The 19,898-nt window shown below is 67.5% G+C and carries 18 protein-coding genes; 11 read left to right on the top strand and 7 right to left on the bottom strand.

The genetic code is table 11. The annotated features are described in order from the left end of the window. The first annotated feature begins 10 nt into the window (after positions 1–10). The 4 genes from ACNFIA_RS16370 to ACNFIA_RS16385 are packed head-to-tail and all read left to right on the top strand — an operon-like array spanning position 11 to position 4,182. Entirely contained in the window at positions 11–1,066 is a 1,056-nt protein-coding gene (locus tag ACNFIA_RS16370; RefSeq protein WP_416786626.1) for an agmatine deiminase family protein, read from the top strand. After that, a complete protein-coding gene (aguB, locus tag ACNFIA_RS16375) occupies positions 1,066–1,968 on the top strand; it encodes an N-carbamoylputrescine amidase (RefSeq protein ID WP_416786628.1) in 903 nt (300 codons plus the stop codon). The genes ACNFIA_RS16370 and aguB overlap by 1 nt, the downstream gene beginning before the upstream one ends. A gap of 2 nt (positions 1,969–1,970) precedes the next feature. After that, a complete protein-coding gene (locus ACNFIA_RS16380; protein WP_416786631.1) occupies positions 1,971–3,068 on the top strand; it encodes an extracellular solute-binding protein in 1,098 nt (365 codons plus the stop codon). A gap of 10 nt (positions 3,069–3,078) precedes the next feature. Beyond that, positions 3,079–4,182, top strand: a complete 1,104-nt coding sequence (locus ACNFIA_RS16385; protein ID WP_416786633.1) for an agmatine deiminase family protein — start codon at positions 3,079–3,081, stop codon at positions 4,180–4,182. Between the two features lie 150 nt (positions 4,183–4,332). Here ACNFIA_RS16385 and ACNFIA_RS16390 read toward each other — a convergent pair whose 3' ends face one another. The 3 genes from ACNFIA_RS16390 to ACNFIA_RS16400 form a co-directional block, all read right to left on the bottom strand. Then, positions 4,333–5,091 (bottom strand): SIR2 family NAD-dependent protein deacylase, encoded by a 759-nt coding sequence (locus ACNFIA_RS16390; RefSeq protein WP_416786635.1) that lies wholly within the window; start codon positions 5,089–5,091, stop codon positions 4,333–4,335. Continuing rightward, positions 5,088–6,611, bottom strand: coding sequence for a diguanylate cyclase (locus ACNFIA_RS16395; protein ID WP_416786637.1), 1,524 nt, complete (start codon positions 6,609–6,611; stop codon positions 5,088–5,090). The genes ACNFIA_RS16390 and ACNFIA_RS16395 overlap by 4 nt, the downstream gene beginning before the upstream one ends. 106 nt (positions 6,612–6,717) lie before the next feature. Further along, positions 6,718–7,911, bottom strand: coding sequence for a GGDEF domain-containing protein (locus ACNFIA_RS16400; protein WP_416786639.1), 1,194 nt, complete (start codon positions 7,909–7,911; stop codon positions 6,718–6,720). A 214-nt stretch (positions 7,912–8,125) separates the two neighbouring features. Between ACNFIA_RS16400 and ACNFIA_RS16405 the strand changes: the two genes are divergently transcribed. Next, the gene (locus ACNFIA_RS16405; protein ID WP_416786641.1) at positions 8,126–8,740 is read left to right on the top strand and encodes an FMN-binding negative transcriptional regulator; all 615 of its coding nucleotides are present in this window, start codon (positions 8,126–8,128) and stop codon (positions 8,738–8,740) included. 147 nt (positions 8,741–8,887) lie between these two features. On the opposite strand, the gene ACNFIA_RS16410 is transcribed toward ACNFIA_RS16405, so the two are convergent. Together ACNFIA_RS16410 and ACNFIA_RS16415 are read right to left on the bottom strand one after the other, a co-directional pair. Next, positions 8,888–9,289: a hypothetical protein gene (locus ACNFIA_RS16410; RefSeq protein ID WP_416786643.1), complete on the bottom strand. Its 402-nt coding sequence runs from the start codon at positions 9,287–9,289 to the stop codon at positions 8,888–8,890. A 235-nt stretch (positions 9,290–9,524) separates the two neighbouring features. After that, entirely contained in the window at positions 9,525–11,528 is a 2,004-nt protein-coding gene (locus tag ACNFIA_RS16415; protein ID WP_416786645.1) for a peptidase U32 family protein, read from the bottom strand. A 1,086-nt stretch (positions 11,529–12,614) separates the two neighbouring features. Here ACNFIA_RS16415 and ACNFIA_RS16420 point away from each other — a divergent pair. Genes ACNFIA_RS16420 through ACNFIA_RS16430 form a run of 3 tightly spaced genes read left to right on the top strand, consistent with a single transcriptional unit; the run spans position 12,615 to position 16,101 of the window. Continuing rightward, a complete protein-coding gene (locus tag ACNFIA_RS16420; RefSeq protein ID WP_416786647.1) occupies positions 12,615–13,631 on the top strand; it encodes an alpha/beta hydrolase in 1,017 nt (338 codons plus the stop codon). Between the two features lie 57 nt (positions 13,632–13,688). Next, complete coding sequence (locus ACNFIA_RS16425) at positions 13,689–14,243, top strand: antibiotic biosynthesis monooxygenase (protein WP_416786650.1); 555 nt, start codon at positions 13,689–13,691, stop codon at positions 14,241–14,243. A 19-nt stretch (positions 14,244–14,262) separates the two neighbouring features. Continuing rightward, positions 14,263–16,101 (top strand): amidohydrolase, encoded by a 1,839-nt coding sequence (locus tag ACNFIA_RS16430; protein WP_416786652.1) that lies wholly within the window; start codon positions 14,263–14,265, stop codon positions 16,099–16,101. A gap of 464 nt (positions 16,102–16,565) precedes the next feature. Here ACNFIA_RS16430 and ACNFIA_RS16435 read toward each other — a convergent pair whose 3' ends face one another. Then, positions 16,566–17,324 (bottom strand): anti-sigma factor family protein, encoded by a 759-nt coding sequence (locus ACNFIA_RS16435; protein WP_416786655.1) that lies wholly within the window; start codon positions 17,322–17,324, stop codon positions 16,566–16,568. Beyond that, entirely contained in the window at positions 17,321–17,830 is a 510-nt protein-coding gene (locus tag ACNFIA_RS16440; protein ID WP_259754656.1) for a sigma-70 family RNA polymerase sigma factor, read from the bottom strand. The genes ACNFIA_RS16435 and ACNFIA_RS16440 overlap by 4 nt, the downstream gene beginning before the upstream one ends. Positions 17,831–17,992: 162 nt before the next feature. Here ACNFIA_RS16440 and ACNFIA_RS16445 point away from each other — a divergent pair, with 162 nt between their 5' ends. From ACNFIA_RS16445 to ACNFIA_RS16455, 3 genes are read left to right on the top strand one after another with little or no spacing between them, the layout of a single operon-like run. Further along, on the top strand, positions 17,993–19,030 hold the full coding sequence (locus tag ACNFIA_RS16445; RefSeq protein ID WP_416786657.1) for a catalase family peroxidase: 1,038 nt from the start codon (positions 17,993–17,995) through the stop codon (positions 19,028–19,030). Next, a complete protein-coding gene (locus ACNFIA_RS16450) occupies positions 19,030–19,590 on the top strand; it encodes a cytochrome b (RefSeq protein ID WP_416786660.1) in 561 nt (186 codons plus the stop codon). Before ACNFIA_RS16445 ends, ACNFIA_RS16450 begins: the two co-directional genes overlap by 1 nt. Then, on the top strand, positions 19,587–19,829 hold the full coding sequence (locus ACNFIA_RS16455) for a DUF2790 domain-containing protein (RefSeq protein ID WP_416786663.1): 243 nt from the start codon (positions 19,587–19,589) through the stop codon (positions 19,827–19,829). Before ACNFIA_RS16450 ends, ACNFIA_RS16455 begins: the two co-directional genes overlap by 4 nt. The last annotated feature ends 69 nt before the right edge of the window (positions 19,830–19,898 follow it).

The following is a 19,898-nucleotide window of genomic DNA, read 5'->3' on the forward strand; positions in this document are numbered from 1 at the left end:
AGGTTCGAATATGCATCGCAATGACGATAGGCAGAACGGCTGGCGCATGCCCGCCGAATGGATCAACCACGCGGCAACCTGGATGGCATTCCCGCATAACCGTCCGCTCTGGGAGGGCGGCTGGCACGTGACCCTGGAGCAGGTGCAGGAAGACTTTGCCCGCGTCGCCAATGCCATTGCCCGCTTCGAGCCGGTAAAGCTAGTGGTCGACCCGTCCGCCAGGGCCCGCGCCGCTGAACTGTGCGGGGCCAATGTCGAGTTGGTGCCGCTACCCATCGACGACAGCTGGTGCCGCGATTCCGGGCCGACCTTCGTCTGCCATCCGCAGCACGGCGTGGCCGGCGTGAGCTGGCGCTTCAACGCCTGGGGCGGCAAGTCCGAACACACCCTGGACGAAGGCCTGGGCCGGCGCATCCTCAATCACCTCGGGTTCGATTGCTTCGGCACGCCGCTGGCCAACGAAGGCGGGGCGATCCACGTGGATGGCGAGGGCACGCTGATCACCACCGAGTCGGTGCTGCTCAACTCCAACCGCAACCCCGGTGTCGGCAAGCGCGAGATGGAGGAGATCTTCAGCCGCCTGCTGGGCGTGACCAAGACCATCTGGCTGCCCGGCGACCCGCAGTACGTCACCGGCGACATGACCGACGGCCACGTCGATGGCGTGTGCGCCTTCGCCCGCCCCGGCGTGCTGCTGGTGGACGCCACCCGCGACGCTTCCAGCGCCTACGCCGAAGTGGCGCGGGAGAACCGTCGCGCGCTGGAGCTGGCCACCGACGCCAAGGGCCGTTCCTTCGAGCTGATCGAACTGTTCGAAGCCAGCGCCGCGGTGGACCCGGAGGCGGAAGTCTTCTGCGCGTCGTACACCAACTTCTACCTCGCCAATGGGGCGGTGATCATGCCGGCCTACGGCATCGCCGCCGACGACGAAGCCGCCGCGGTGCTGGCCGCTGCCTTCCCCGGTCGCGAGGTGGTGCCGGTGCGCATCAACAACCTGGCACACGGCGGTGGCGGTGTGCATTGCATCACCCAGCAGCAGCCGGCCTGGCCGCTGGGAGGCCTGTGATGAGCAAGCTGACCGTCGCTGTCCTGCAGTTCGCCTGCAGCTGGGACCTGCCGCGCAACCTCGCCGAAGCCGAGCGCCACGTGCGCGCGGCGGCGGCTGCCGGGGCGAAGCTGATCCTCCTGCCCGAGCTGTTCGCCACGCCGTACTTCTGCATCGAGCAGGACCACGTCCACCTCGCCCTGGCCCAGCCCTATGACGACAGCCCGTTGTTGCAGCGCTTTGCCAGGCTGGCGGCGGAACTGAACGTGGTCCTGCCGATCAGCTGGTTCGAGCGCGCCGGCTACGCCTACTTCAATTCGCTCACCGTGGCCGACGCCGACGGCCGCCTGCTCGGGGTCTACCGCAAGACGCACATCCCCAATGCCATCGGCTACCAGGAGAAAGAGTATTTCAGCCCCGGCGACACCGGTTTCCGCGTCTGGGACACCGCCGTCGGCCGCATCGGCGTGGGCATCTGCTGGGACCAGTGGTTCCCCGAGACCGCCCGCTGCCTGGCACTGCAGGGCGCGGAGATGCTGCTGTTCCCCACCGCGATCGGCTCCGAGCCGGGCGCCGAACAGCTGGATTCCCGCGACCACTGGCAGACTGCCCAGCGTGGCCATGCCGCTGCCAACCTGCTGCCGGTGCTGGCCGCCAACCGTATCGGCGAAGAGGTGGCGCCCAGCGACGACGCGCTGCGCATGCACTTCTACGGCTCGTCCTTCATCACCGACCACAAGGGCGCGCTGCTGGCCGAGGCCGGGCGCAACGAAGCGGCCGTGCTGGTCCGCGAACTGGACCTTGGCCTTGCTCGCGAGGAGCGCCTGACCTGGGGCGTCTACCGCGACCGCCGCCCGGAAATGTACGGCCCGCTGCTCGGCCTCGACGGCCGCCATCGGCACCCGCGCTGGCAAGGAATCTGACCATGCTCAAGCACCTGCTGATTGGCACGCTGGGGTTGTCCCTGGCGTGCACGCTGCAAGCCGCTGCGGCCGACGAGAAGGTCCTGCGCCTGTTCAACTGGGCGGACTACTTCGCCCCCGATACGCTGACCAACTTCACCCGGGAAACCGGCATCCGCGTCATCTACGACGTGATGGACAGCAGCGAGACGCTGGAGGCCAAGATGATGGCCGGGCACAGCGGCTACGACCTGATCTTCCCCGGCGATACCGTCGCCGAGCGCCTGATGCGCGCCGGTGCGCTGCAGAAACTCGACGACAGCAAGCTGGAGAACCTGGGCGATATCGAGCCGGGCCTGCAGAACCTGCAGACGCAGTACCCGTACTCCCGGCATGCCGTGGTGCCGTACACCTGGGGCAGCATCGGCCTGACCTTCAACCGCGAGAAGATCGACCAGCGCATGCGCGATGCGCCGGTGAACAGCCTCGACCTGCTGTTCAAGCCGGAACTGGCCAAGCGTTTCGCCGACTGCGGCATCTCGATGATCGACTCGCCGGACGAAGTGCTTGCCGTGGTGCTCAACTACCTCGGCCGCGACCCGCGCAGCGGAAAGCCGCAGGATCTGGCCGATGCCCTGGCGCTGCTCAATGGCATACGCCCGTACATCCGCAAGTTCCAGTCGCAGCCGGTCACCCAGTTGGTCAACGGCGACCTGTGCCTGTCGCTGGGCTACAGCGGCGACGTCACCCAGTCGCAGCGCGCCGCCGATGAGGCAAAGAAACCGGAGCGCTTCGAGTACCGCGTGCCACGCGAAGGCACCACGGTGTGGATGGACACCATGGCGATTCCCGCCGACGCGGCCCATCCTGAATATGCCTACGCGCTGATCAACTACCTGATGCGCCCGGACGTGATGGCCGCCATCAGCAATGCCACCGGCTACCCGACGTCCAATGCCAAGGCGCGGCCGATGGTGGAGGCGAGCATGCGCGACAACCCGGATATCTATGTCGACGAAGCGACCTACGCGCGGTTGATCCCCGGCAAGGACATCCCTCAGCGCGACATGCGCTCGCGGATGCGCACCTGGACCCGTTTCAAAACCGGGACCGGTGGTTGAGGAGGCGAGAATGATGACGCGCAGAAACCTGCTCGGCGCCGGCATGACGCTGGCGACGGGCCTCGGGCTGGGTCTGGGGCGTGTGGCCCTGGCGGCGAAGCCCTGGTACATGCCGGACGAGCACCGCAGGCAGGAGCGTGTGCTGGTTGCTTACGCGGCGAGTCCTGACGTCTGGGGGGACATCGCCCCAGACGTCAACGCTACTGTGGCGCGGCTGGCCCGCGCCATCGCCGAGTTCCAGCCGGTGACGGTGCTGTGCCGGCCAGAGCAGGAGGCCGAAGCCAGGCGCGCGTGCGCCGGGCATAACATCGATGTGCTGCCGGTGCCGGTGGATGACATCTGGGTGCGCGACTACGGCGGCTGCTTCCTGGTCAACGATGCGCCGGGCGGCCTGGCGCTGGCCGACTTCAACTTCAACGGCTGGGGCGGCAAGCAGCACGCTGAGCGCGACCGCCACGTATCAGCGGCGCTGGCCGAGGACCTGGAGGCGCAAGCCCTGGTCAGCGAGCTGTGCGGGGAGGGCGGCGGCATCGAGGTGGACGGCCACGGCACGGCGATCTTCACCGAGAGCTCCTGGCTCAACGACAACCGCAATCCGGGCTGGACGCGCCCGCGCATCGAGGCGGAGCTCAAGCGCGTGCTGGGGCTGCGCAAGGTGATCTGGTTGCCGGGCATCCGCGGCAAGGACATCACCGATGCCCATGTCGACTTCTATTCGCGCTTCGTCGAGCCGGGCGTGGTGGTGGTCAACCTGGACAATGACCAGCGCTCCTACGACTACGAAGTCACTCGCCAGCACCGGGATATTCTGAAGAACGCCACCGATGCCGATGGGCGCACGCTCCAGCTGCACACCCTGCCGCCGCCGACGAAGCCCAAGCCGAGCGCCTACAACCGCGACAACCCGGACTTCGCCGCCGGCTACATCAACTATTTGCCGGTGAACGGCGGGGTGATCGCGCCCAGGTTCGGCGATGCGGCGGCCGATGAACATTGCCATGCCTTGCTCAGCGAGCTGTACCCGGACCGGGAGATCGTGCAGCTGAACATCGACCCGATTGCGGCAGGAGGCGGCGGCATTCACTGTGTGACGTTGCAGATACCGGTGGTGTGACGCCGGCCTCGCCCGCGGATCGCGGGCATGGCCCGCTCCTACACGGAGCGCGCGGAGTTTGCCTGTAGGAGCTGGCCATGCCTGCGACAGATCACGGGGAACATCATCACGGACGCTGTCCGCTGAATGGGTTGTCCTGGTGGGGCTGCGTCAGGGAAACGCCGCGGCGAGCAGGGCGGGGAGGGCCTCGCCGGCGGCGTTGGGCAGGGCGAAGTCGCGTTCGCCGTGCAGCGGGCCGGGGGTGGGATTGACGTGGACGACGGTCGCTCGAAGGCGCCAGGCGATCTCGGGAATTTCTGCCGCCGGGTAGACCACGCCGGAGGTGCCGATGGAGATGAGCAAGTCACATTGTTCGGCGGCCTGGAAGGCATGGGTGATGGCGTCTCGCGGCAAGTTTTCGCCGAACCACACGACGCCAGGGCGAAGCGGGCCTCCGCAATGGGCACAGGCCGGCGGTTGCACACGGCGGCCAGCCTCGGGTTCATCCGGAATCGGCAGCGCTGCATCCGGCTCGCGTTGGCAGTGGAAGCAGCGCGGGCGCTCCAGCTGGCCGTGGAGGTGAGTGACGTCGCGGCTGCCGGCGCGTTCGTGGAGGTCATCGACGTTCTGGGTGATCACTGTGAGCTTGGGCACCTTGTCCGCCAGCGCGGCGATGGCGCGGTGCGCGGGATTGGGCTGCGCGCGGTGGACGACGCTGCGGCGCCATTCGTACCAGCCCCAGACCAGCGCCGGGTCGGCGCGAAAAGCCTCGGCGGTGGCCAGGGAGGCGGCGTCGAAACGCGCCCACAGCCCGGTGAGCCGGTCGCGGAAGGTGGGAATACCGCTCTCGGCGGAGACTCCGGCGCCGGTGAATACCACGACATGACGGGCAGTGCGTAGCGCGTCGCGCAGCGTCGGGTCGACGGTCATCGCGCGGCTTCCGGGGCAGTGGTCGCACGTTCCAGGCGATTGCGCCCGGCAGCCTTGGCGCGGTACAGCGCGCGGTCGGCGGCTTCGATCAGGGCGTGGGGGCTGCTGTCACTTCCGGCGGGCAGGGTGGCGATGCCGATGCTGGCGGTGATGCGGCCCAGCGGGCTGCCGGCGTGGGTGAGGTTGGCCTGCTGCAGGCGCTGCATGAACTGCTCGGCCACGGCCTGTGCGCCCTCGGCGCCGGTGTTGGGCAGGATCACCGCCAGCTCCTCGCCGCCGTAGCGCGCGGCGAGGTCGGCAGGGCGGCGCACACTGTCGGCCAGGACGCGGCCGATGCGGCGCAGGCAGTCGTCGCCGGCCGGGTGGCCGTAGGTGTCGTTGAAGCGCTTGAAGTGGTCGATGTCGATCAGCAGCAGCCCCAGCGGCGCGCGCTCGCGGTGGGCGCGGCGCAGCTCGGCGGCGAGGTGGTCGTCGAAGCTGCGGCGGTTCTCCAGGCCGGTGAGCGGGTCGCGGGAGGCGAGCACTTCCAGTTGGCGGTTGGCCTTGAGCAGGTCTTCGCGGGCATCGCGCAGCAGCCGCTCGGTGCCGATGCGGCGCTGGATGGCGAGGATCAGCAGGCTGCCGATCACCACGATGACCATCAGCAGGCCGAAGGCGATGACGACCGTGCGCAGGGCGTCATCGCGCCAGGCGGCCAGGGCTTCGTCCTTGCCCAGGGCGACCGAGGTCACCAGCGGGTAGCGCTCGTTCTGGCGGAAGGCGTAGATGCGTTCGACGCCGTCCAGCGAGGAGGTGAAGGTCGCGCTGCCGACCATGGCGTTGTCCAGGTAGCGGGTAAAGATCGGCGAGCGCGAGAGGATCTGGCCCATGTCGCTCTCGCGGAACGGGTAGCGCACCAGCACCTGGCCGTTGCTGATGGCCACGCCGATGGCGCCGGTCTTGCCGATGTCGATCTTGCCGAACAGGCGCAGGAAGTCCTGCACGCCGAGGGCCGCGACGATCACTCCGGCGAAGTTGCCGTGGGCGTCGTTGTAGCGGCGGCTGACGGTGATCACCCAGACACCGGTGGCGCGGCTGTGAATCGGCCCGCCGATGTACGCGTCCAGCGAAGGGTTGTCGCGGTGGTGGATGAAATAGCCGCGGTCGGCGCTGTTGGAGCCGGGCGGGAAGGGGCCGGTGGAGGTCATCAGCCAGTTGCCCTTCGCATCGTAGATGCCCACGCCGTTGAGCTGCCCGAGCAGGTGCTGCTGGCGCTTCACCAGGTCGTTCAGGCGCTGCAGGTTGGCGGCGCCGGTCCCTTCGCTCTCCAGGCGTTCGGCGAGGCCCAGCAGGAGCATGGAGCTCTGGGTGACCACGCCTTCGACATAGGTATCCAGCGCCTGGGTCAGGTTGAGGTTGTGGGTGGTGGCATCCGCCAGGGTGCGCTCGCGCGCCGACCACAGCTCCCAGGCCGTGGCGGTGGCCACGGCGAGGCTGATGATCGACAGCAGGAGGATGGCTAGGCGGATGTCGCGTTTCACACTGACCTCGTTGGGGCGTCCCCTGTGGGTTGCCAGGCGTCGCGGACATCGCCCGGCGGCAGAGCAGGGAGACGCCGGCCGCGCGTGCCGGGTTACGTGTCGTTGGTCAGACGCCGGGCATGCCGCTGAGTTGCACGCGATTGCGACCTTTTTGCTTGGCGACGTACAGGTGCTGGTCGCAGCGCGCGAGCAATTCGCGGGGCTCGTGCAGGCCGCTCTCGCTGGCCATCGCCGCGCCCAGGCTGATGGTCAGGTGGCGCAGGCTGTCGGGCCGGTAGAGGTGCTCGATGCCCAGGCTCGCCACCTGCTCGCGCAGGCGTTCGGCGACGCAGCGCAGGTCGTCGGCGTTGGTCGCTTCCAGCAGAATGGCGAACTCCTCTCCACCATAACGATAGACGTTGGCCTGCCCGCCGCGCAGGGTGCCGACCAGGCTTTCGGCGACCTGGCACAGGCAACGGTCGCCGGCCTGGTGGCCGTAGTGATCGTTATAGGGCTTGAAGTAGTCGATGTCGGCCATCAGCAGGGCGAAGGGCCGGCCATGGGCACGCATGCCGTGCCAGCTCTCGTTCAGTTGCAGGTCCAGTGCGCGGCGGTTGCCCACGCCGGTCAGGCCGTCGGTGGCGGCCAGCTCCTGCAGGCGCAGGTTGAGCGCGGCCAGCTCCGCACGCTGGCGGCGCTCCTCGAGGTCGGCGAGGAAGGCGCGGCGTACGCCCTTGATGTTGGTCCAGCTGATGAACAGGCTGAACAGGGCGATGGGCAGGTAGACCAGGGTGAATATCAGCAGTGGCTTGGCGGCGCCGCCGTGGATCAGCCAGACGTTGTAGAAAATGATGGCGGTGATGATCGCCGAGACCAGGGCGATACCCTTGAAGGAGTAGCGCACGCCAAGGTTGCCCAGCAGCACGAAGACCACCGAGGCATAGAGGAAGAACGGCACGTCCGGCGAGGCGCTGCGCTTGAGCAATTCGAACCAGGCGATGGTGGAGATGATGTCGTGCAGCGGCATCAGCAGGTCCATCAGCAGCACGCTGCGGCTGAAGCGGAACACCAGGAAGATGTTGATCAGGCCGATCAGGCTCAGGCCGGTGCGCAGCAGCAGCGACTCCCGGGCCATGTCCGGAATGAGCAGGGCATCGGCCACGACGTAGGAGTCGTAGGCGGCCATGGCGATGAAGTTGATCGCCAGCAGGAAGCGTCGGTAATGCTGGATCACGTACGCCTGGTAGGCATCCTGCAGGCGCGGCGGGATTCTCCCCTGGGACTGCCGGGGAGGAGCGGCGGGGAACTCGTGCGCGGTCATCGAGAGTGGGAGCCTGTGTCTGCCATCCGGGGCGAATGCTGGCCAAGGGCTAGATTAGGGTGCGGCACCATCGCCGTCCAGCGGGGCGAGGCGTGGGCCGTGGCAAAACATCGCCAGCCGCCGATTGGCTCTGTCGCCATCGTTACTAATGGATCTTTATAGGGTGCCAATGCAGCGGCATGATGACCGCCATTACCTGCTGTCGAGGCTTTCCATGTACGTACCTGCGCATTTCGAGGAAACCCGCTCGGACGAGCTGCACCGGCTGATCCGCGAGCATCCCCTGGGCATCCTGGTCACTGGCCGCGACGGCCTGCTCGATGCCAACCACCTGCCGTTCGAGCTGGAGCTCGCCGGCGAGACGCCGCTGCTGCGTGCCCATGTCGCGCGCAACAACCCGGTATGGCAGGAAGCCGACGGTGAGGAGGTGCTGGTGATCTTCCGTGGCGAGCATGCCTACGTTTCGCCCAACTGGTACCCGAGCAAGCACGAGGCGCACCGCCAGGTGCCGACCTGGAACTATCAGGTGGTGCACGTGCGCGGCCGCCTCAAGGTGATGGACGAGGAGCGCTTCGTACGCGGCGTGGTCGGCCGCCTGACCCGCACCCACGAGGCCGGCGAGGCGAAGCCGTGGAAGATGAGCGACTCCACCCCGGAGTTCATCAGCGGCATGCTGGCGAACATCGTCGGCATCGAGGTGGAGATCAGCGAGATCGTCGGCAAGTCCAAGCTCAGCCAGAACAAGGAAGACCGCGATCGGCTGGGCGCCGCCGAGCGGCTGGAGCAGCTCGGGAGCACGGCGCTGGCCGGTGCGATGCGGGCTGTGTAGGAGCGGGCCATGCCCGCGATCAGCGCCCAAGGGCGCGCCTGCCCAGGATGTCCGGCGTTACAGGTTGTCCGGGTCTAGAGCCTGAATCTGTGGGCGGACCTTGTCCGCCCGTCGCGGGCGTGGCCCGCTCCTACAGGATCTACGTGCTCAGAGCCCGCCCAGCAGATCGTGGGAGTCCAGCAGGCGCCAGGCGATTTCCGGGTTCTTCTCCAGGCCGCGGCGGATCGCGGCGGGGATGGCCTGGCGGGTCTTACGGCAAAGGCCGGGCTGATCGTCGAACTCGAACTCGATGCCGCGCATGCTGCGCACTTCGTTGAAGCCGGGAGCGATGTGCAGGCGGATGCCGAGCTGCTCGAAGAGCTTGTGCTGCATGCGCTGCAGGTCTGCCAGGTCCTTGAGGTTTTCCAGGCGTTCGAGCAGGCGCTGTTCCTCGTGCCGGGTCAGCAGGAGGATGCGCAGGTCGGCGATGGGGTCTGCCAGCAGGCGTTCCCGGTCGCAGTTGCAGGCGCCGGGCGGGCATTGCTGGCGGAGCGGGGGCGTGGTGGGCATGTCCCGATCATAGCGGGGGATCGGGAAATTGCGCAGGGGGTGTCCGTTTGTGGCCTGCGGCCCCCTCACCCTAACCCTCTCCCAAGGGGAGAGGGGATTGTTCGGCGCGAGCGCATATTTCGGCACTACCCGGCTTACTCCCCCTTCGCCCATCGCTCGGACTGGCCCCTCTCCCATGGGGAGAGGGTTAGGGTGAGGGGGTTTCAGCGTCGCGCCGAAGCCAAGGTGGATGACATCAATGCGCCGGCTTGCGAATGGTCTTGAGCAGGTCTTCCGGGCTGATCTGCCCGACGATGGTGTTCACGCCTTCGCTGCCCGGCTGCGGCAGGCCGAGGATGTGACCCTTGATCTTGCCGATCACGTGCATCTCGCACGGCTTGCAGTCGAACTTCAGGGTCAGCACTTCGTCGCCGTGGATCAGTTGCATCGGCTGCACCTTGGTGCGCACGCCGGTGACGCCCTTGGCCTGTTTCGGGCACAGGTTGAAGGAGAAGCGCAGGCAGTGCTTGGTGATCATCACCGGCACCTCGCCCGTCTCTTCATGGGCCTCGTAGGCCGCGTCGATCAGCTGCACGCCGTGGCGGTGGTAGAACGCGCGGGCCTTCTCGTTGTACACGTTGTACAGGAAGGACAGGTGCGATTCCGGGTACACCGGCGGCGGGCTGGTCTCGGCCTTGCGGCCGCCGCGGGGGTGGGCCTGCACGCGCGCCGCGGTGAGCGCCTCGATGGCCTCGCGGCGCAGCGATTTCAGCTGCGAGTTGGGAATGAAGAACGCCTGCGGGGCGTCCAGCTCGATCTTGTCCGCGTGGTACTGGGTGGTACCCAGCTGGCCGAGCAGGTCGTGCAGTTGCTCCAGCGCCTGCTCCGGCTTGTTGGCCGCGCCGAACGGGCCGTCCAGGGCGACGCTGGCGCTGATGCCTTCCTCGCTGGTGGCGGTCAGTTCCAGGCGTTCTTCGCGCAGTGTGGCGACCCACGACAGGCCGACGCGGCGCTCGGCGGACGTCTTCTGCAGCGCCTGCTGCCAGTTGTGGTCGAGGTTGCGCGACAGTGGGTGGTTCGGGCGCAGGCGGTAGAGGCCTTCCGGCATCTCGTTGGGCTCGACGCGGTAGCGGTAGCGCTTCTCGCCGTCTTCCTCGAACTCGCCCCTGGGCTCGGCGATGTTGGCGCGGAAGCCGACCACTTCGCGCTTCACCAGCACGTTGAGGCCGTCGCCGTTGGACAGCGGGTCCTTGGTCACCACCAGCAGATCGCGCTTGCCGACTTTCTCCACGGTGCCCACGGGCAGGCCGGTGAAGGTCGGCGAGTCGAAGGCGCCGATGTCGATCTTGCGCTCGCTGACGAAGTAGTCGGTGCTGCCGCGGTGGAAGGTCTTGTCCGGATCCGGCACGAAGAAGTGGTCGGTACGGCCGCTGGACGCGCGGGCCAGGTCCGGGCGTTCGGCGAGGATGCCGTCCAGGCGCTGGCGGTAATAGGCGGTGATGTTCTTCACGTAGCCCATGTCCTTGTAGCGCCCTTCGATCTTGAAGGAACGCACGCCGGCGTCCACCAGGGCGCTGAGGTTGGCGCTCTGGTTGTTGTCCTTCATCGACAGCAGGTGCTTCTCGAAGGCGACCACGCGACCCTGGTCATCCTTCAGGGTGTAGGGCAGGCGGCAGGCCTGGGAGCAGTCGCCGCGGTTGGCGCTGCGGCCGGTCTGGGCGTGGGAAATGTTGCACTGGCCGGAGAAGGCCACGCACAGCGCGCCGTGGATGAAGAACTCGATGGCGGCATCGGTCTCGTCGGCGATGGCGCGGATTTCCTGCAAGTTCAGCTCACGGGCCAGCACCAGCTGGGAGAAGCCGGCCTGATCGAGGAACTTCGCCCGCTCCAGGGTGCGGATGTCGGTCTGGGTGCTGGCGTGCAGTTCGATCGGCGGGATGTCCAGCTCCATGATGCCCATGTCCTGCACGATCAGCGCGTCGACGCCGGCGTCGTAGAGCTGGTGGATCAGCGCGCGCGCCGGCTCCAGCTCGTTGTCGTGGAGGATGGTGTTGATCGTGGTGAACACCCGTGCGTGGTAGCGATGGGCGAACTCCACCAGCTGGGCGATATCGCTCACTTCGTTGCAGGCATTGTGCCGCGCGCCGAAGCTCGGGCCGCCGATGTAGACGGCGTCGGCGCCATGCAGGATGGCCTCGCGGGCGATCGACACATCGCGGGCAGGGCTGAGCAGTTCCAGATGGTGTTTGGGCAAGGACATGGTTTCTTCTTTATCAGGCGTGCTTATCAGGTATGGAGCGGGCAATCGCGCATTGTACCGGCCAAACGCCGCGCCGGCACCCGTGGCGTGCCGGGCGGCGTAACCCCCGGTCGCCAGACAGCTCCGCTCGACTGCAGGAGCGAGCTTGCTCGCGAAGCGCCCAACAGTGAACGCCCCTTGTAGCAGCGGACTTCGTCCGCCATCGCGTGCATGGCACGCTCCTACAGGTTGGTTGCGGTTCGTGTAGGAGCGGGCCATGCCCGCGAACCGCCGGCTGGGCCGGCGCTTTCTGTTGTGCTGGTGGTGCAGGGCTGCTGCGTCGGTTAAGGGGTTAGGCGCCGCTTCGGCGTGCGCGCTGGCTTCCAGTTTCGCCCCCTCGGGCGACCCACTTTGGCAAACGACCCAAAGTGGGCAAAGGTCTTGCCCCATCATCCGGCCCCGGCTTCGCCGGGGTTCCCTTGCTCCATCGAAGTTCCAGGGGCACGCCGCGAAGGGCCATCCCTGGCCCATCGCGGCTCTCGCGGCATCCATGCCGCTCAACCCCTGGAACTCCGATTCCTCTCGGCCTCCTGAACGGGGCGTTCGGCGCGTGCGGATATTTCTCTGGAAGTCTGCTGGGTGAGCCAGAGGTAGAGCCCGGCGCGGATGTCGGGCTTTTCGTAGGAGCGAGCTTGCTCGCGAACCGCCTAACACCGGTCTCCCCTTGTAGCAGCGGACTTTGTCCGCCATCGCGTGCATGGCACGCTCATACAGGTCTGCTCCGGCGTGATGGCTTTCGTAGGAGCGGACCTTGTCCGCGAAATCCCGTGCGGTGCACTCCGCAGCTCGGCTTGGCAGCCAACCTGTCTCGATCCTACGAAAAGCGGCGTGAAACGTGACCTGTAGGAGCGGGCCATGCCCGCGATCGCGCCCGTGGGCGCTCCTACCGGCAATTACCAAGCCCGGCAGCGCTGCAACGCCACTGCCGAGGCCCTTGCAAAACTGCAAAGTGACCCTGCAACCCTGTCTATTCCGCGCTTTGCGGGCATGGATCAAGATTCGTTCGTCCTTTCGGAATACCTCCCCCCACTTTCAAGGAACCGAATCATGAACGCCAAGAAATCCCTGCTCGCCGCTTCCCTCGCCCTGGCCATCGGCAACGTGTTCGCCGCGGGCAACCCCACCGTCGAACACAACACCCAGGCCTTCCTCGAAGCCCTGGAGGCCGGCAAGGGCCAGCCGCTGGAAACTCTTTCGCCCAAGGACGCCCGTGCGGTGCTGACTGGCGCACAGGCGTCGGTGAAGGTCGACCTCTCCGGCACCCAGGTCAGCGAGAAGACCGTGCAGACCGACGTCGGCCCGGTGAAGCTGACCATCGTCCGCCCGGCCGGCGTGAAGGGCACGCTGCCGGTGTTCATGTACTTCCATGGCGGCGGCTGGGTGCTGGGTGACTACCCGACCCACGCCCGCCTGATCCGCGACCTGGTGGTGAATTCCGGCGCGGTCGCGGTCTACGTCGACTACACCCCGTCCCCCGAGGCGCATTACCCGGTGGCGATCAACCAGGCCTACGCCGTGACCCGGTGGGTCGCCGAGCACGGCAAGGAGCTCAACGTCGACGGCAAGCGCCTGGCCGTGGCCGGCAACAGCGTCGGCGGCAACATGGCGGCGGTGGTCGCGCTGATGGCCAAGGACAAGGGCACGCCGAAGCTGCGCTTCCAGGCCCTGCTGTGGCCGGTGACCGATGCCAGCTTCGAAACCGGCTCGTACAACCAGTTCGCCCAGGGGCACTTCCTCACCAAGCCGATGATGCAGTGGTTCTGGGACAGCTACACCACCGACCCGAAACAGCGTGCGGAAATCTATGCCTCGCCGCTGCGCGCCACCGTCGACCAGCTCAAGGGCCTGCCGCCGACCCTGATCCAGACCGCCGAATCCGACGTGCTGCGTGACGAGGGCGAAGCCTACGGTCGCAAACTCGACGCCGCCGGTGTGGCCGTCACGTCCGTGCGCTACAACGGAATGATCCACGACTATGGCCTGCTCAACGTGGTCAGCCAGGTGCCGGCAGTACAGGCCGCCATGCGCCAGGCCGGCCAGGAGCTGAAGGTTCACCTGCAGTAAACCGCATTCCTCCCTCGCCGCAGGGCGGGGGAGGCCACTTCTCTGGAGGGAACCCACGTGAACCAGCCCACGCAGCAAGAATCCGTCACCCTGATCATCCGCCACCGCGCCCGCCCCGACAGCGTCGCCGCCTACGAAGCCATCCTGCGCGAACTGACCCGCGCCGCCAGCGAGTTTCCCGGCCATCTGGGGGTGGACGTGATGCGCCAGGGCGACCATTTCACCTCGGTCCTGCGCTTCGCCAGCGCCGACGAACTGCAGGCCTGGCTCGACTCGCCGCAGCGCCGGGACCTGATCGAACGCGCCAACCCGCACCTGATCGACCTGGAGCAGAAGGAGCTGCACACCGCCCACGAATTCTGGTTCACCACCCCGGACAACCCGCAGAAGCAGCCGCCGCGCTGGAAGCAGGCGGCCATCTCCTACCTGGTGATCCTGCCGCTGGTGATGCTGGTACCGCAGCTCTGGCGCCCGCTGTTCGCCCAGATCCCCCTGCTGGGCAGCTTCGTGCCCGCCAACATGCTCATCGTCGCGACCATCGTCCTGCTGGTGGTCTACGTTTTCATGCCACGGGCCACGCGCCTGTTCTCCGCCTGGCTCAACGCCCGCTGATCGAAAGAGGAACTTCGCCATGTACGCCGACCTGATCCTGACCAACGGCCGCTTCCACACCGTCGACCGCGAGAAACCCGAAGCCACCGCCGTGGCCATCGCCGACGGCAAGTTCATCGCCGTCGGCACCGAAGCCGAGGCCATGGCCTTCCGCGCCGGCGCCACCCGCGTCATCGACCTCAAGGGGCGCACGGCGATCCCCGGCCTCAACGACTCGCACCTGCACCTGATCCGCGGTGGCCTGAACTACAACCTCGAACTGCGCTGGGAAGGCGTGCCGTCCCTGGCCGACGCCCTGCGCCTGCTGAAAGAGCAGGCCCTGCGCACGCCGTCGCCGCAATGGGTGCGCGTGGTGGGGGGCTGGAACGAATTCCAGTTCGCCGAGAAGCGCATGCCGACCATCGAGGAATTGAACCAGGCCGCGCCGGACACGCCTGTCTTCGTCCTGCATCTGTATGACCGCGCGTTGCTCAACCGTGCCGCGCTGCGCGTCGTCGGCTACACGAAAGACACCCCGAATCCGCCAGGCGGCGAGATCGTCCGCGACAGCAAGGGGGAGCCCACCGGCATGCTGGTGGCCCGGCCCAACGCGATGATCCTCTACGCCACGCTGGCCAAAGGGCCGAAGCTGCCCTTCGACTACCAGGTCAATTCCACCCGCCAGTTCATGCGCGAGCTGAACCGCCTGGGCGTCACCAGCGCCATCGATGCCGGCGGCGGCTTCCAGAACTACCCGGACGACTACCAGGTGATCGAGCAGTTGGAGAAAGACAACCAGCTCACCGTGCGTATCGCCTACAACCTGTTCACCCAGAAGCCCAAGGAAGAACTGGCCGACTTCAAGAACTGGACCAGCAGCGTCCAGTACGGCCAGGGCAGCGACTTCCTGCGGCACAACGGCGCCGGCGAGATGCTGGTGTTCTCGGCGGCGGACTTCGAGGACTTCCTCGAACCGCGCCCGGACCTGCCCGGCACCATGGAGGCCGAGCTGGAACCGGTGGTGCGCCATCTGGTCGAGCAGCGCTGGCCGTTCCGCCTGCACGCCACCTACGACGAATCCATCTCGCGCATGCTCGACGTGTTCGAGAAGGTCAACCGCGACATCCCGTTCAACGGCCTGCACTGGTTCTTCGACCACTGCGAAACCATCTCGCCGATGAACATCGAGCGGGTGAGGGCGCTGGGCGGCGGTATCGCCATCCAGGACCGCATGGCCTTCCAGGGTGAGTACTTCGTCGATCGCTACGGCAAGCAGGCCGCGGAGGCTACGCCGCCGATCAAGCGCATGCTGGCCGAAGGCGTGCCCGTGGGCGCCGGCACGGACGCCACCCGCGTCTCGAGCTACAACCCCTGGACCTCACTGTACTGGATGGTCAGCGGCAAGACCGTGGGCGGCCTGGAGCTGTACCCGGAAGGACTGTCCCGCGCCACCGCGCTGGAGCTGTACACCCACGGCAGCGCGTGGTTCTCCAACGAGCAGGGCAGGAAGGGCATGATCAAGGTCGGGCAGATGGCCGACCTGGCGGTGCTCTCGGCCGACTACTTCAACGTGCCGGAGGAAGAGATCAAGGCCATCGAGTCGGTGCTGACCGTGGTGGACGGCCGTGTGGTGTTCGGCAGCGGCGATTTCGAGCGCCAGGCGCCCACCGCGATTCCGGTGCTGCCGGACTGGTCGCCGGTAGCCAAGGTCCCCGGCCACTGGCGCCCGCAGGCGCCGCTGCAGAATGCCGTGCACCAGTGCGTCGGCTCCTGCGGCGTGCACGGCCACAGCCACGAACGCGCCCGCCAGTCCAGCGTGCCGGTGAGTGATTTCCAGGGCTTCTGGGGCGCCTTCGGCTGTTCGTGCTTTGCGTTCTGATGGCGTAACGTTCCGGCCCGTGAGGGCCGGATGACAATCGCGGACGGAGTCCGCTCCTGCGTTCAGGGACGCATAGGCGGCATTCCATATGCGGGAGCAACTGCCATTCTGCGACCCTTGTACCCGGACATCCCTCTCCCTAACCCTCTCCCTGAAGGGAGAGGGGACCGTTCGGCGCAGGGTGAAATCATTGCGTCAGCCGGCACGGACAGCTCCCTCTCCCTTCAGGGAGAGGGCGGGGGAGAGGGCGGGCCGGCACGATGTCTCCTGTAGGAGCGGGCCATGCCCGCGAACCGCGGACAACGTCTGCGTTCCACCGTACGTTCGCGCCAGCGGACTCCGTCCGAGATATTTCTGCGCAGAAGCCGGTCGCAGGCATGGCCAGCTCCTACAGGCTGATACCGCGCCTCCCGTGTAGGAGCGGGCCATGCCCGCGAACCGCGAACCGCGGACAAGGTCCGCGCTCAGAACCCTACCAGTTGCCCCACGGCCTGCGCCTGCGGGTCGTCGCTGCGGCTGACCAGCGCGTAGTTGTAGCCGCCCTGGCTCCAGTAGCGTGCCAGCAGGTCGCCGTCCGTACGCTGCCCCTGCGGCAACATCTCGTGGCGCGGGCCCGGCGGGCGGATGAAGAAGGTCAACCGGCGACCCTGGCCATCCTCGTAGATCACCAGCGCCGCCGCGCCCTGTTCGGTGGCGAGCAGGCGTGCGCCCACCGTCTTCAAGCCGACCTGCTCCAGCGCGGGCGGCGGGGTGGCGTCTTTCAGGTAGCGCGCCAGCCAGCCGCGCAAATCGCCGCCGTCGCGCAGGTCCAATCCCGTCTGGCCGGCATCGGCAAACAGTCGATAGGCCTGCACCGCATCCTGCATCGGCAGCATGCCGCGCATCATCGCGTCGCCGCGCATCTGCCAGCCGCCCATGCCGCCGACGCCCAAGGCCAGCAGCAAGGCTGCCGCCGTGGCCAGCCGCGAACGTCGCCGTTGCTGGATCTGTCGGCGAATCCGCGCCGGATCGAGCTGCTCCGGCAGCGCACCACGTGCTTGCCCAGCGAAGGCCGCGCGCAATTGCTGGGCATCCTGTCGCCAGCCTTCCACGCGGCGGGCGTCGTCCGGGTGGGCGGCGAGCCAGGCTTCCACCCACTGGCGGCGTGCCGTGTCCAGTTGGTCGTCGATGTAGGCGTGCAGATCCTGTTCCTGGGGAGTGCCCTCGGGGATGCGTTCGTTCATTTCAGTACCCGCAAAGAAGGAGTCGCCGCCTGTCCTTCGCTCAGCGCGCGCAGCGCCGTGCGGGCGCGCGACAGGCGGGACATGACGGTGCCCATGGGAATAGCCAGCGCCTCGGCCACCTCGCGGTAGCTCAGACCCTCGACGCTGACCAGCGTCAGCAGCGCGCGTTGCTCGGCGGGCAGACGCTCGAAGGCCTCCAGCGTCGAGCGCGCGCTGACGATGTCTTCCGGCGACGCACTCACCTCGCTGTCGGCGCCGAACAGGCTGAGCAGGCGCGCATAGCGTTTTGCACGACGCTGCCCGTCGATGAAGTGCCGGTAGAGGATCGAGAACAGCCAGGCGCGCAGGTCGCCGTCGTCGCGGCGGCCGGTCCAGGCCGACAGCGCCTTCTCCAGGGTGGCCTGGACCAGGTCGTCGGCGCTGCTCGCGCTGCGGGTCAGCGACAGCGCGAAGCGCCGCAGCCGGGGCAGCAGTTCGCGCAGTGAATGGTCGTCCAGTGAATGCATCGGGGCGCCAGGAATGGGTGGGTTCGAGCGTGAAAGACGAATGTTGCGGCGATCTATTCCCGCCAGGCGAAAAAATAAATTTCTCGCGGTGGGCGGGAATAACCCGTCGCACGGTGCGTCGTACCGGCTCAACGCATTCAGCCTAAGCCTGAGGAGCTGGAAATGACAGAAACCCCACCCAACGTGCCGCTGCGCCTGGCCGCCATCGGCGCCGTGGTGCTCGGCGTGGCCGCCGTCTTCGCCTACGTGGCCGGCTGGCTCGACCCGCAACGCCTCACCCCGGCCGGCGTGATCGACACCCTGGAGCACAACGGCGGCGTCTACCCCGGCTACCGACGCAACCACGCCAAGGGCCTGTGCGTGATCGGCCACTTCGACAGCAACGGTGGCGCCGCCGACCTCTCCCGCGCCAGCCTGTTCTCCGTCGGCCGCGTGCCGGTGGTGGGGCGCCTCGCCATCCCCGGCGGCAACCCCAAGGCCAGCGACGGCGCCGCGCCGATCCGCAGCCTGGCCCTGCGCTTCCAGCCGGCCGACGGCCAGGAATGGCGCACCGGCATGAACGCCATGCCGGTCTTCGTCGTGCGCGACGTCGCCAGCTTCTACGCCCTGCAGCAGGCCACCGCGCCGCAGCCGGGCACCGGCAAGCCCGACCCGGAAAAGGCCGGCGCCTTCTTCAAGTCGCACCCCGAGACCCAGGCCTTCCTGCAGTGGGCCAAGTCCTCGACACCGTCCTCCAGCTACGCCAACAGCGCCTACTACAGCCTCAACGCCTTCTACCTGGTGAACAAGGAAGGCAAGGAACAGCCGGTGCGCTGGTCCGTGCAGCCCGAAGCGCCGGTCGAGCCATTGGCCGCCGACAAGCGTGGCGACGCCGACTTCCTCGCCGACGAACTGGCCCAGCGCATCGCCGCCGGCCCGCTGCGCTGGCGCCTGCAGTTCACCCTTGGCGAACCCGGCGACAGCACCGTCGACCCCACCCAGGCCTGGCCCGCCAGCCGCCGCACCGTGGACGCCGGCGAACTGGTGATCGAGCGCCTGCAACCGGAAATCGGCGGCGACTGCCGTGACGTCAACTACGACCCGCTGATCCTCCCCGACGGCATTCGCGCTTCCGACGACCCGCTGCTCAGCGCGCGCTCGGCCGCCTACTCGGAGTCCTTCAACCGCCGCACCCGTGAGCAGGCCCAGGAGACCCACTGATGAAACCGACCTACTTCCCGCTCCCCCTGCGCGTGCTGCACTGGTTGATGGCCGTGCTGGTGCTCGCCATGCTGCTGATCGGCTTGGGCATGGTCGCCTGCGTCTCCCCGCGGCACGCCGCGCTGGTCGCCATCCACAAACCCCTGGGCGCCGCGCTGCTGGTGCTGGTACTGCTGCGCATCCTGGTGCGCCTGACCAGCCGCATCCCCGCACTGCCCAGCGACATGCCCAGCTGGCAACGCCGCGCCGCGCACCTCTCGCACCTCGTGCTGTACGGGCTGCTGCTGGCCCAACCACTGGTGGGCTGGACCATGCAATCCGCCGGCGGCTACCCCGTCGTGCTCTGGGGCGGCGTCGAACTGCCCGCGCTGGTCTCGCCTTCGGTACAGCTCCACACCGTTCTGCGCGGCGCCCACACCCTCATCGCCTACGCCTTGCTCGCGACCATCCTCCTGCACCTCGCCGCCGCGTTGTTCCACGGGCTCATCCGCCGCGACGAAGTCCTCCCCAGCATGACCGGCGCCCCCATGCCGCGCCGTTCCACCGGGGATCGACCATGAAGGCATGGCTCGCTGTCGCCTGCCTCTTCACCCCCTGCGCGGTTCTCGCCGCGCAGGACGCACCACCGCCGCAGGACTACCACGACGGTCAGCAGCTCGACATCAAACGGGTAGTGCAACAGCCGGACCTGGGCTTCTGCGGGATACGCGAGGTGGAGATGACCTACGAAGACAGCGCCGGGCAGCGGCACAGGCTGCGGTATCCGGTGTGGGGGCAGGGGTGTGGGAATGAAAACTGAGGGGCTGCACGAATCAGCATGACGCGCGCCGGGAATGGTGCGGCACTCCACGCCCATCTTATGATGGCT

The organism is Pseudomonas sp. NY15437, assembly GCF_048068435.1.
GTDB lineage: Bacteria > Pseudomonadota > Gammaproteobacteria > Pseudomonadales > Pseudomonadaceae > Pseudomonas > Pseudomonas nitroreducens_B.